The organism is Shewanella sp. P1-14-1 (assembly GCF_001401775.1).
Taxonomy (GTDB): domain Bacteria; phylum Pseudomonadota; class Gammaproteobacteria; order Enterobacterales; family Shewanellaceae; genus Shewanella; species Shewanella japonica.
In genome coordinates, this window is the sequence record NZ_LKTL01000006.1 from 195808 (window position 1) to 209224 (window position 13417).

10 protein-coding genes and 1 tRNA gene are annotated in these 13417 nt (G+C 40.8%); 10 read left to right on the forward strand and 1 reads right to left on the reverse strand.

Annotated elements, in window-relative coordinates; genetic code table 11:
- Nucleotides 1-27 precede the first annotated feature (27 nt).
- The 6 genes from truD (at nt 28) to AN944_RS06435 (ending at nt 5040) form a co-directional block, all read left to right on the forward strand.
- On the forward strand, nt 28-1176 hold the full coding sequence (gene truD / locus AN944_RS06410; RefSeq protein WP_055023772.1) for a tRNA pseudouridine(13) synthase TruD: 1149 nt from the start codon (nt 28-30) through the stop codon (nt 1174-1176).
- A complete protein-coding gene (gene surE / locus AN944_RS06415; protein WP_055023773.1) occupies nt 1173-1922 on the forward strand; it encodes a 5'/3'-nucleotidase SurE in 750 nt (249 codons plus the stop codon). Before truD ends, surE begins: the two co-directional genes overlap by 4 nt.
- Nucleotides 1919-2554: a protein-L-isoaspartate(D-aspartate) O-methyltransferase gene (locus tag AN944_RS06420; protein ID WP_055023774.1), complete on the forward strand. Its 636-nt coding sequence runs from the start codon at nt 1919-1921 to the stop codon at nt 2552-2554. The genes surE and AN944_RS06420 overlap by 4 nt, the downstream gene beginning before the upstream one ends.
- A 36-nt stretch (nt 2555-2590) precedes the next feature.
- On the forward strand, nt 2591-3481 hold the full coding sequence (locus AN944_RS06425; RefSeq protein ID WP_055023775.1) for a peptidoglycan DD-metalloendopeptidase family protein: 891 nt from the start codon (nt 2591-2593) through the stop codon (nt 3479-3481).
- Between the two features lie 78 nt (nt 3482-3559).
- Nucleotides 3560-4540, forward strand: coding sequence for an RNA polymerase sigma factor RpoS (rpoS, locus tag AN944_RS06430; RefSeq protein WP_055023776.1), 981 nt, complete (start codon nt 3560-3562; stop codon nt 4538-4540).
- A gap of 92 nt (nt 4541-4632) precedes the next feature.
- Complete coding sequence (locus tag AN944_RS06435; RefSeq protein WP_055023777.1) at nt 4633-5040, forward strand: hypothetical protein; 408 nt, start codon at nt 4633-4635, stop codon at nt 5038-5040.
- An 87-nt stretch (nt 5041-5127) separates the two neighbouring features.
- On the opposite strand, the gene mutS is transcribed toward AN944_RS06435, so the two are convergent.
- On the reverse strand, nt 5128-7707 hold the full coding sequence (gene mutS, locus AN944_RS06440) for a DNA mismatch repair protein MutS (protein ID WP_055023778.1): 2580 nt from the start codon (nt 7705-7707) through the stop codon (nt 5128-5130).
- A gap of 421 nt (nt 7708-8128) precedes the next feature.
- Between mutS and recA the strand changes: the two genes are divergently transcribed.
- The 4 genes from recA (at nt 8129) to AN944_RS06460 (ending at nt 13417) form a co-directional block, all read left to right on the forward strand.
- The gene (recA, locus tag AN944_RS06445) at nt 8129-9187 is read left to right on the forward strand and encodes a recombinase RecA (protein ID WP_055023779.1); all 1059 of its coding nucleotides are present in this window, start codon (nt 8129-8131) and stop codon (nt 9185-9187) included.
- A gap of 328 nt (nt 9188-9515) precedes the next feature.
- Nucleotides 9516-12140, forward strand: coding sequence for an alanine--tRNA ligase (alaS, locus tag AN944_RS06450; RefSeq protein ID WP_055023780.1), 2625 nt, complete (start codon nt 9516-9518; stop codon nt 12138-12140).
- A gap of 500 nt (nt 12141-12640) precedes the next feature.
- Entirely contained in the window at nt 12641-12841 is a 201-nt protein-coding gene (gene csrA / locus AN944_RS06455; protein ID WP_055023781.1) for a carbon storage regulator CsrA, read from the forward strand.
- Between the two features lie 488 nt (nt 12842-13329).
- Nucleotides 13330-13417, forward strand: a tRNA-Ser gene (locus AN944_RS06460).

The window sequence follows — 13417 nt, forward strand, 5'->3', positions numbered from 1 at the left end:
CAACCCCAATGAGTTAGAGAAAATATCATGAGTTCGTTACATTACCTTTTTGGTAAGCCTGCATGTAAAGCTGATTTACGTACTGTAAACAGTGATTTTATCGTTAAAGAAATGCTCCCTTTCAGTCCAACAGGTGAAGGTGAGCATCATATGATCCATGTGCGTAAAGAGGGCTTGAATACCAATCAGGTGGCTGAAATCTTGGCTAAATTCGCTAAAGTTCATCAAAAAGAAGTGACGTACGCGGGCCAAAAAGATAAAAACGCCGTTACTGAGCAATGGTTCGGAGTCAGAATTCCGGGAAAAGAAACCCCTGACTGGCAGTCTCTTTCAACACAAGATAATAATGATGCAAAGGCGAATGAAGTTGACTTAGCGAATAAAGAAAATACCCCTCGCTTAACCATATTATCTAGTCAGCGCCATAGTAAAAAATTGCGTATTGGGGCATTACTTGGAAATCGTTTTGAACTCACCCTGCGCAATGTCAGTGACAAGGCTGAGTTTGAGAAACGTATTCAACAGGTAATGCAAACTGGTGTCCCTAATTATTTTGGGGAACAGCGCTTTGGCCATCAAGGTAAGAATTTGATTTTTGGCCAGCAAATGCTAGCTGGAAAAAAAGTAAAAGATCGAAAAAAGCGCAGTATGTATCTTTCGGCAGTTCGCTCTAATGTGTTTAATCAAGTGGTGTCTTATCGATTAAACCATCATAGTATTGCTCCTCTGACAGGAGATTGCGTCATGCTTGCGGGGAGTAAAAGTTTTTTTGTGACAGATAAATGGGATCCTGAAACATTAGCAAGATTATCAAGTAATGATATTCAGTTATCGGCGCCGTTATGGGGAAGAGGTAGCATACTCCCTCAAGCTGATGCTGCTAATGTTGAGCAAGCTGCGTTAATAGCACTAACAAACGATCTACAAGGGTTAGAGCAAGCTGGATTAGAGCAAGAAAGACGGCCTATGCTGTTAAAACCGCAAGCATTGAAATATCGTTTTGAACAAGACACCTTGCTCATAGAGTTCATATTACCTGCAGGTAGCTATGCAACTTCCGTTTTGCGAGAGTTATTGGATTATCAAGATGTGCAGGAAGTTGCACGTCAGCAAAGGGTTGCAGAACAACAAATGCAAGCAGAAAACCTACAAAAAGCGCAAGAGTCGACAAAGTGATTAATATACTTGTTAGTAATGATGATGGAGTAACGGCTCCTGGTATAAAAGCCCTTGCTGTTGAACTTGCTAAAATCGCGAAGGTAAAAGTGGTCGCTCCTGATCGTAACTGTTCTGCAGCGAGTAATTCTTTGACCTTGACTAACCCATTAAGAATTAATAACTTAGATAATGGGTATATTGCGGTTAATGGCACACCTTCCGATTGTGTTCATTTAGCAATTCGTGAGCTATGTGATAATGAACCCGATATTGTCGTATCTGGCATTAATGCAGGCGCAAACATGGGTGATGACACATTATATTCAGGCACTGTGGCAGCAGCGATGGAAGGGCGCTTTTTAGGACTGCCTGCCATTGCTGTGTCTTTAGTTGGTAAAGAGCTGATACATTATCAAAGTGCTGCAATTTATGCGGCTAGAATTGTACAAGGCTTGCTTGAACACCCCATTAATAATGATCAAATTTTAAATGTTAACGTCCCTGACTTGCCTGTAGAAGAAATCAAAGGCATACGCGTGACTCGCCTAGGCTCGAGACATAAAGCTGAAGGCATGATCAAAGCTCAAGATCCTGCAGGGCGAGATATATACTGGTTAGGCCCGCCAGGTAAAGAACAAGATGCGAGTGATGACACTGACTTTGGCACTGTAGAGCAAGGTTTTGTTTCAATCACTCCGTTAACTGTCGACTTAACTGCATATAATCAGCTTGCTGGTTTAGAGAACTGGATAAATAAACTATGAGCCAGGTAGCCTCAACAGTTGCCATTAATTTAGCGAGAAAGTTACACGAAGCTGGGATTCGTAATAATGCCGTCTTACAAGCCGTGTCTAATACTCCAAGAGAGCTATTTTTAGATGGCGCTTTGGCGCATAAAGCTTATGAGAATACCGCCTTACCCATTGGGCAAGGACAAACGATTTCTCAGCCTTATATTGTCGCAAGAATGACTGAATTGTTGTTACAACATAATCCTAGCAAAGTGTTGGAGATTGGCACAGGTTCAGGATATCAAGCTGCGATATTGGCTCAGTTAGTGCCCCAATTGTGTACTATTGAACGAATTAAAGCGTTGCAAATTCAAGCTCGGCAGCGATTAAAGCGTTTAGATTTGCATAACGTTTCTTTTAAATACGGTGATGGTTGGAAAGGGTGGCAGAACAAAGCTCCTTTTGATGCCATTATGGTGACTGCTGCTGCAGCTTCAGTGCCAGAAGCTTTATTGATGCAGTTATCAGAAGGCGGTGTGTTAGTGATCCCTGTTGGAGAAGACTCTCAGCAGTTATTAAAAATTACTCGTCACGGGAATGAGTACAGTTCACAGATTATTGAGGCAGTAAAATTCGTCCCATTAATTAATGGCGAACTCGCTTAATTAGGGTGATATTTCCTATCATTTTGGAGAACATGCTTGAAGTATCACAATTGGGTTTTCATCACTTTCATATTGCTTTCAATTGCGGGTTGTAGTTTTCAAGCTCATACTCCAGCACCTGTGAGTAGCATTTCGGCTTCTGCTGGGCCGAAATACAATAAAGGCTCGATCACCTCTGGCACTTACAAAGTAAAACGTGGCGATACTTTGTATTCAATTTCTTGGGGGGCAGGCAAGGATTTTAGCGATATTGCTAAATATAATCGCCTCAAAGCACCTTACACAATTTACCCCGGGCAGACGCTGAAACTCTATCAGCCTACACCTAGCAAAACGTCAGCTAAACCGGTTGCTGTAGCGAACAGTAAACCTAAGCCTGCAAAGAAACCTGTGGCAAAACAAACTACAGCTACAAAACAGGCTAGCACTAGCGCTGATAAAAATAGTACAAAAAAAGAGCTTGATCACAAAGCAAAGCCTGCGTATTCTGTAAAAACTACCCAAGAAAAAACGGTACAAGTAGCGAAAAATCCTGTTTCACGCTTACCAGATAAAGTAAGTAAGTGGAATTGGCCAAATAAAGGTCGAATAATAGGGTATTTCTCTACCACTCAGCAGGGGAATCAGGGCATTAAGCTTGCGGGTTCTCGCGGTGATATTATTAAAGCCGCAGCTGATGGAAGAGTGGTTTATGCCGGCAATGCACTTCGTGGATATGGTAATTTAGTCATTATTAAGCATAACGAAGATTTTTTAAGTGCATATGCCCATGCTGATGCAATATTGGTCAAAGAAAAACAATATGTAAATGCAGGACAGACAGTGGCAAAAATGGGTAGCACAGGGGCAAACCAGGTGATGTTACATTTTGAGATCCGTCTCCATGGTAAGTCAGTTAACCCATTAAATTATTTACCTAAACGCTAACTGTTTAGTTCACATTAAAACGGAGGATAGGCAAGTGCAGTAGATACTTAAATTTTATCAGGTTTGGGAGAGCACCATATGAGCCAGAAACAAAACGCTGCAGTAGCAGAAGAGCTTATGGATTTAGCTAAACAACCAGAAGAGGTTGCACTAAAGGCAGGAACTAAAGCCAAAACAGCACAGCAACCCGATATCGATCAACAAGTTCAAGATGATCTGCAAAAGAATCTTGACGCCACTCAACTATATTTAGGTGAGATTGGTTTTTCCCCTTTGCTTAGTGCAGAAGAAGAAGTCTTCTTTTCACGTAAAGCACTCAAAGGCTGCGAGAAATCTCGTAACCGCATGATAGAAAGTAACTTACGTTTAGTTGTTAAAATTGCCAGAAGGTATAACAACCGTGGACTAGCGTTACTTGATCTTATTGAAGAAGGTAACCTAGGACTTATTCGCGCGGTCGAAAAATTTGACCCAGAGCGAGGCTTTCGTTTTTCAACTTATGCGACATGGTGGATAAGACAGACCATTGAGCGCGCTATCATGAATCAAACTCGCACCATTCGTTTACCTATTCATGTCGTTAAAGAGCTTAACGTGTACCTTCGTACCGCAAGACAATTGGCTCAAAAATTAGATCATGAGCCCACGGCTGAAGAAATCGCAGATACGTTAGATGTTTCTACTAGCGATGTAAGCCGCATGTTAAAGCTAAACGAAAAAATCACTTCTGTAGATACGCCATTAGGCGGCGAAAATGATAAAGCCTTATTAGATGTCATTGCTGATGATGATTCGGTTGGACCTGATTACAAAGTACAGGATGAAGATCTATCAAATTCGATAGTAGGTTGGCTAAATGAGCTAAATACTAAGCAAAGAGAAGTGCTCGCGAGACGTTTTGGTTTATTAGGTTATGAGCCTTCTACATTAGAAAATGTGGGTGCTGAGATTGGCCTAACGCGTGAACGTGTCCGCCAGATCCAAGTTGAAGCTTTAAAACGATTGAAAGATGTTTTAGGTGCACAAGGCTTGTCAGTTGAAGCGTTATTCAGAAGCTAATTTGTAGGAATAAGCTTTAGTATGCTTTCAGTGAATAAGGACATTAATCATGTCCTTTTTTATTGTCTGTTGAAAACGAGGAATAAGAAACAATGAATAAAAATGTCATTAGTTTTATCAGTATTGTATGTGTTGTGATATTGACTGGTTGTCAAAGCACAAGAGACACAATGATAGAACAAGGTTATCCCCTAGCTTATGCCGATGGTTTTCAGGATGGGTGCGATAGCGGTAACAAGGCTGGCGGAAGTTTGTTTGATGAGTTTAAAAAAGATGTCAATCGCTTTAATCAGGAGCAGGATTATGCTCAAGGCTGGACTGATGGATTTAGACAGTGTGAAACTGAGCAAGAATCAATACAGCGCCAAGTAAGAATGAGCATCGAGCAACAGAAATTACAGCAACAGACCAAGAGTAATGAGTTAGCTGAGCAACATGCATTAGAGCGAGAAGTCATGAAAGGAGTTGATACGAGTAGTCTAAAATCATTAGAGAAGTGAGCAGGCTATACTCAATACTGTTAGTGAATAAAAAAACGCTGCGAAAACATCGCAGCGTTTCTTGTACTGAGTCTATAAATAGATGTATTAAAGCTGAGCTAGCCTTTTAAGTTCATACAACATATCTAAAGCCTGTTTAGGCGTTAAATTGTCTGGATTTATCTGAGCTAACTTGTCTGTTGCAGCAGATGACTGGGGTTCAGGTAATGTCAGATTTAATGCTTCTTGAATCGGTACTTGATTGTTATTAGCAAAGTCACGACTTTCAAGCATATGCAGTTTTTGTTTCGCCGCTTTGATGACGTGGGCTGGTACCCCTGCTAGTGAAGCAACTTGTAAGCCATAACTTTTACTCGCAGCGCCCTCTTGAACAGCATGCATAAAGGCAATTGTGTCCCCGTGCTCGACGGCATCTAAATGCACGTTAGCGGTTCCATTAATCTGTTCTGGCAATTGTGTTAGCTCAAAATAGTGGGTTGCAAACAAGGTTAATGCAGCCACTTTTTCAGCTAAATACTCTGCTGCTGACCAAGCTAGAGATAAACCGTCATAGGTCGAAGTACCTCGACCGATTTCATCCATTAAAACTAAACTTTTCTCTGTAGCATTATGAAGAATGTTAGCGGTTTCTGTCATTTCGACCATAAAAGTAGAACGTCCAGAAGCGAGATCGTCAGAGGCGCCGATACGTGTAAATATTCGATCTACAGGGCCGATAATTGCTTTTTGTGCAGGTACAAAGCTACCTATATGAGCCATAAGCGTGATTAACGCAACCTGACGCATATAAGTCGACTTACCCCCCATATTGGGCCCCGTTACGATAAGCATTCTTCGCTTAGGTGCGAGGGTGACTGGGTTGGCAATAAATGGTGTTTGGCTAACTAATTCGACCACAGGATGACGGCCAGACTCGATATGAATACCAATGTCATTACTGATTTCTGGACAATGATAATCCAGTGTTTCAGCTCGCTCTGCAAAGTTGCTTAGCACATCTAATTCGGATGCAGCTTGGGCAAACAGTTGTAGTTCATGCAATTTAGGTAAAAGTAAATCAAATAACTCTTCCCAAAGCTGCTTTTCAATTGCTAATGCCTTTCCTTGACTAGATAGCACTTTCTCTTCGTATTCTTTTAACTCTGGTGTGATGTAGCGTTCGGTATTCTTTAGTGTTTGACGACGCTGATAGCTCAAAGGAACTTGATCTGATTGTAAGCGACTCACTTCGATATAGTAGCCGTGAACCCGGTTGTAGCCGACCTTTAAGGTATTGATGCCTGTTTGTTCTTTTTCACGGTTTTCTAATTGTACTAGATAATCAGATGCCCCTTCACTTAGGCCACGCCATTCATCTAGTTGTGCGTTGTAACCCGCTTTAATTACGCCGCCATCACGGATAAGCATAGGCGGATTATCGACAATCGCATTTTCCAATAGCTGTTGCTGCTCTGGAAACTCGCCTAATAAATTGGCTAGACGTTGGAGTTCACTTTGTTGGCAGTGACCTAAAGTTTGCTGAATTTCAGGTAATAAAGCCAACGCCTGGCGAAGACGGGCAAAATCTCGTGGGCGTGCGCTGCGAATAGCTAGCCTCGCCATGATACGTTCGATATCGCCAAGGGCTTTTAATTGCTGGTGTAAGTCTGCATATAACCCCGTATCAATTAACTCAGCAACTGCTTGTTGCCTTTGGCTAATATGCTGTTGGTCACGCAGCGGTTGGTGGATCCATCGCTGCAACATACGACTTCCCATCGGCGTCGCTGTCTTATCGAGTACCCAAGCTAAGGTATTATCACGTGAACCAGATAAATTAATAGTAAGTTCTAAGTTTCGGCGGGTGGCGGCATCAAGAATGATAGTATCAGCCTGATTAAACATGGTAATGCTATTAATATGAGGCAAAGCTGTTTTTTGTGTGTCTTTGACATATTGCATTAAGCAGCCAGCTGCTTGTAGCGAAAGCCTAGCATTTGTAATACCAAATCCATGAAGATCTTTGGTACCAAATTGCTCTAGAAGTAATTGAATACTGGTATCGTAATCAAACTCCCATTCAGGTCTTCGACGTATGCCTTTGCGATTTTCAATTAATTGGCGGTCAAGTAAATCTTCACTGTAGAGCAATTCTGCAGGACTGGTACGTTGCAGTTCAGCTTCCAGTGTTTCTTCATTTTCAAGTTCAACAATAACAAATCGACCAGACGAAACATCTAAAGTCGCGTAGCCAAATCCACTCTTACCCTGATATACCGCAGCAAGTAAGTTATCCTGCTTTTCTTGTAGTAAGGCTTCGTCGGTTAAGGTACCTGGGGTAACAATTCTTACAACTTTACGCTCAACAGGTCCTTTGCTTGTAGCAGGGTCACCGACTTGTTCACAAATAGCGACAGATTGACCAATTTGAACCAATTTTGCGAGGTAACCTTCAACGGCGTGGTAGGGAAGTCCTGCCATGGGAATCGCGTTACCACCACTTTTCCCACGTGCAGTTAATGAGATACCTAACAGTTCAGATGCCAGCTTAGCGTCTTCATAAAATAATTCATAAAAGTCTCCCATACGATAAAACAACAGCATTTCAGGATGCTGTGCTTTCAGCGTTAAATACTGGCGCATCATGGGAGTGTGCTTTTCTAAATTTGGGTCTTCATTTACGGTCATTAAGTGATTGCTCTTACTTTATTTTGAATTAGGCTAAGTCTGGGTCAATATAGGCGGTCATCTTAACAACAATTGATTTGATACCCAATAGAATCGCAACGATGCTATGCCGTCTTGCCCTTGTTTACTGATTTTTTGAACAATACTTATTGTTGTAAACTCAGGTATTTACCCAACCTAGAAGTACTGTATACAGTGGTTTTGTTTGTCTACTATTTATCGTTATTAATATATTTTCGTTATTAACTGTATGATTTTTAATGTGTAAATAATAGTAAGGTAAAAAAAAGGAAAAAAATTATACAGTAACTATTGATACTGTATGATTATACAGTATACTGAGCTCATATTACGAAACAGACAAATTTATTCGTTACCAAGTTCGTTATTCGAACTGAGTCACCTTAAAGGGATAAAGAGAATGAAAGCAGATCCAAATAAAGAGAAAGCGCTGAATGCTGTATTAGGTCAAATTGAAAAGCAATTTGGTAAAGGTTCAATCATGAAGTTGGGCGCTGATCGCACAATGGATGTTGAAACCATTTCTACAGGTTCGCTTTCGTTGGATGTTGCCTTAGGTGCTGGTGGTTTACCAATGGGACGTATCGTTGAAATTTACGGTCCAGAATCATCGGGTAAAACAACGTTAACACTTGAAGTTATTGCTGCAGCACAACGTGAAGGCAAAACGTGTGCGTTTATTGATGCTGAGCATGCTCTAGACCCTATCTATGCAAAAAATCTAGGTGTCGATATTGATAACCTATTATGTTCACAACCTGATACTGGTGAGCAAGCGCTTGAAATCTGTGATGCGCTAACACGTTCAGGTGCTGTTGATGTAATCATTGTCGATTCTGTTGCAGCATTAACACCAAAAGCTGAAATTGAAGGTGAAATTGGTGATTCTCATATGGGCCTTGCCGCACGTATGATGAGCCAAGCAATGCGTAAGCTTGCAGGTAACTTAAAACAGTCAAATACGCTACTTATTTTCATTAACCAAATTCGTATGAAAATTGGTGTTATGTTTGGTAACCCTGAAACCACAACGGGTGGTAATGCACTTAAATTCTACGCTTCTGTACGTTTAGATATTCGTCGTACAGGTGCGATTAAAGACGGCGATGCTGTCGTAGGTAACGAGACTCGAGTAAAGGTTGTTAAAAATAAAATTGCAGCGCCATTTAGACAAGCTGAATTCCAAATTCTTTACGGTAAAGGTATTAACCGTACTGGTGAGCTCGTTGATTTAGGTGTAGCACACAAGCTGGTTGAGAAAGCTGGTGCTTGGTACAGCTACCAAGGCAACAAGATTGGTCAAGGCCGTGCAAATGCGGGTAAATACCTAGTTGAAAACCCTGCTGTAGCTGAAGAAATTGAAGCAAATTTACGTCAAATGCTATTAAGCACTGAAAAAGAAGCGGCACCAGCTGAGTCGGATGAAAACATCGATTTAGAAACAGGTGAAGTGTTCTAATCACGTTTTAACAGTAATGAAAATAACTATCGCGGTCGACATGAGTCGGCCGCGATTTCTTTGTGAGTGCTCTATTCATTGGCATATGTGATCGAACGCCGCGCATAAAGATATGACTTCATTAAAGACGTCATTTAGCTCGTATTACGGCACAGATTATTAAAAACCAATTAACCGATTACAGTAATCGCCCCTCATAGCAAGAAAATCGCTAATCTAAATACGCTTGGATCTCGCACCTTCAGTTTGTTTAAGTATATAATGTTGCCAATTTAAAGCTGATATTCAGCTTCATGATAAATAGAATTTATCCATTTAGGGCGATTTCATGTTTCAGACCACCACAGAATTAAGAAGCGCATTTTTAGCGTATTTTGGTAACAACGGACACCAAGTTGTCGACAGTAGCTCGTTAGTACCACATAACGATCCAACGTTATTATTTACAAATGCGGGTATGAACCAATTTAAAGAAGCTTTTCTAGGATTGGAAAATCGTGGTTATTCACGTGCAACGACATCGCAACGTTGTGTCCGTGCTGGTGGTAAGCATAATGACTTAGATAATGTAGGTTACACCGCCCGTCACCATACTTTCTTTGAAATGTTAGGTAACTTTAGTTTTGGTGATTACTTTAAAGAAGAAGCCATTTCATATGCGTGGAACTTTTTAACCCAAACACTGAAATTACCAACAGAAAAACTTTGTGTCACTATTTACGATACTGATGACGAAGCCTTTGAAATCTGGAATAAGAAAATCGGTGTTGCTGCTGAAAATATTATTCGTATTGGTGATAACAAAGGCGCTCCTTATGCCTCTGACAACTTCTGGCAAATGGGTGATACAGGTCCTTGTGGTCCATGTTCAGAGATCTTTTATGATCATGGCGAGCACATTTGGGGCGGCCGCCCTGGTACACCAGAAGAAGATGGCGATCGCTTCATTGAAATCTGGAATATCGTTTTCATGCAGTACAACCGTCAAGCTGACGGTGAAATGAAACCGCTACCAAAACCTTCAGTCGATACAGGTATGGGAATTGAGCGTATTGCAGCTATCATGCAAGGCGTACACTCAAACTACGAAATTGATATTTTCCAAGCGTTAATCAAAAAAGCGGCGGAAATTATTGGGGTTGAAGATTTAGAAAATAAATCACTGCGCGTAATTGCTGACCATATTCGTTCTTGTTCATTCTTAATTGCTGATGGTGTGATGCCGTCGAATGAAGGCCGTGGTTATGTATTGCGTCGTATCATTCGTCGTGCAGTGCGCCACGGAAATAAGTTAGGTGCAACCGATACGTTCTTCTTTAAATTACTGCCTACCCTGATTGAAGTCATGGGCGATGCGGGTAAAAGTTTGGTTGAAGCTAAAGCTATTATTGAAAAATCATTAAAAGCTGAAGAAGAACAATTTGCCAGAACACTAGAGCGTGGCTTAGGTATTTTAGATGCTGCGTTAAACGAGTTAGATACTAACGTTTTAGATGGTGAAACAGCCTTTAAACTTTACGATACCTATGGTTTCCCAGTGGATCTTACAGCTGACGTCTGTCGTGAACGTGATATTACCGTTGATGAAGCCGGTTTCGAAGCTGCGATGGCTGAGCAAAGAAGCCGTGCACAAGCTGCTGGTAATTTTGGTACTGATTATAATACTGGTCTTAAAATCGAAGGTGAAACTGAGTTTTGTGGTTACACCGAATTAAACGGTGAAGGCAGTGTTTCTGCAATTTATGTTGGTGGTGAATCAGTCGAGACGTTAGCAGCAGGTCAAGAAGCGGTAATCGTATTAGATAACACGCCTTTTTATGCTGAGTCAGGTGGTCAGGTAGGTGATAAAGGCTTACTTTCAATTGGCGAAAATGTTTTTGAAGTTGCTGATACGCAAATCTTCGGTCAAGCATTTGGTCACGAAGGTAAGTTAACAGCAGGTACATTGACTGTAGGCCAAAAAGTCACTGCAGAAGTGGATAAGAAATTACGTCACCGTACACAGTTAAATCACTCGGTGACTCACTTATTACATGCCGCCCTTCGTAATGTTTTAGGTACTCACGTAAATCAAAAGGGATCTTTAGTTAACCCTGAGCGTTTACGTTTTGACTTTGCGCACTTCGAAGCCGTAACTGCTGCAGAGCTCAAGCAAGTAGAAGATATGGTTAATACCCAAATCCGTCGTAACCATCAGCTAAAAACTGCTGTGATGGGTATTGATGAGGCAAAAGAGCAGGGCGCTATGGCTTTGTTTGGTGAAAAGTACGACAGTGAAGTACGCGTTGTGACTATGGGTGATTTCTCGATTGAACTCTGTGGTGGTACACATGTTGGCCGTACAGGTGATATTGGTTTATTCAAAATCACTTCTGAAGGCGGTATTGCGGCGGGTATTCGTCGTATTGAAGCGGTGACTGGCGCTGCGGCAATGGAGTATGTTGCTGAACAGCAAGCACAACTTGATAAAGCGGCTTCATTGTTAAAGTCTGACTCAGCTTCAGTTGTTGCTAAGCTTAAAGCGCAACTTGATAAAGTGAAGCAACTAGAAAAAGAAATGTCGCAGCTAAAAGATAAGTTAGCTGCTGCAGCTAGTGCAGATATTGCTGGTGAAGCCATTGAACTAAACGGCGTAAAAGTTCTAGTTAAAAAGCTTGAAGGCGTTGATCCTAAATCATTACGTGGTTTACAAGATGAGCTTAAGCAGAAGCTAAACTCAGCCATTATTGTGCTTGGTATTGCTAATGAAGGTAAAGTAAATCTTATTGCTGGTGTGAGTAAAGATTTAGTCGGTAAAGTGAAGGCTGGTGAGCTTGTTGCTATGGTCGCTCAGCAAGTTGGTGGTAAAGGCGGTGGTCGTCCTGATATGGCTCAAGCTGGCGGTACGCAACCAGAGAAACTTGATGATGCATTAGCATTAGTTCAACCTTGGTTAACAGAGCGTTTAGGCTAACGGTTAATTAAGATTAAAGTCACTCTCATAGAGCAATGAACATAAAGCATCTAATATTGATAGCGGGTAAAGATGTGATTGATTTACCAGTGATTGTTAGTTGCTTTATGGCTTGAGTGATTGTTCAAGGTTTGGCATAGTAGAAACGTAATAATGACAGCGGTATTACGAAACCACATTTTTGAATAAAAACAGATTTAACGCACTGAAAATCATGTAAGTATAGTTTTTTATGCTTATTTGGTTATGAAAGCGACAAATTGTTTTGAAGGTTCTGTTTTAGCTTTGTCTAAAGAATGAACGTCAAATGTTAACAGCTTGAAACAATCGGACTTTAAAAATACCGAATTTCTTTATTTTTTGATTTTTTACAGTAAAAAGCTTAAAAATTTTATTGATTTAGTGTCGTTACTAATGATTTGTATTAAGCTAACTATATTAAAACGCGCATATTACGGATAGAAGCTGGTGTATGCTGATTGGACTAAAGGAGCAATCGAATGCTGATTTTGACTCGCCGTGTAGGCGAAACATTAATGATAGGTGATGAAGTTACAGTTACTGTGCTTGGCGTAAAAGGTAATCAGGTACGTATCGGTGTAAACGCACCTAAAGAAGTATCAGTTCATCGTGAAGAAATTTACCAACGTATCCAGTCAGAAAAATCTGGCAATACGACCCCAGAAGGGGGCAATTTCTGATAAATCAGAATTGTTAGCTATACGAATAAGGCCAGCGAAAGCTGGCTTTATTGTTTTCGGATGGTAAATAATGCTGGATCAATGGAAGCTATCGCTGTTGCTTTAATCATTTTTAAGCGTTTTTAATCATCATTGCTGTGACGCTTCTTTTTTATCTTTGAGTCGTTGACGACTTGAGTGTTGTTCTAACCCTCTAATTATTTCGATCTTCATTTATTTGCTCTAATCATTATGCACACAATTATTCTCAAATAAGCTGATTTTTAGTTTATGGGCAGGTTTATCTACTTCATTTTAATGAATGACGATGACGGCTACAAAAATGATGGTTTATTGTTTTTATCTATAAAAACAAAAATCGGGTAAAAGAATTGATAAATATTGTGGCATATGTCGGCAATGTGATTAAAAACAGTTCAAATGAATATAGTTTCTGAAAAAGGGTTTGACTTATTTTCTTCAAACAGTAATATACCGCCCAAGAAAACGGAGAGGTGGCCGAGTGGCCGAAGGCGCTCCCCTGCTAAGGGAGTATGGGCTTTAACTCCCATCGAGGGTTCGAATCCCTCCCTCTCC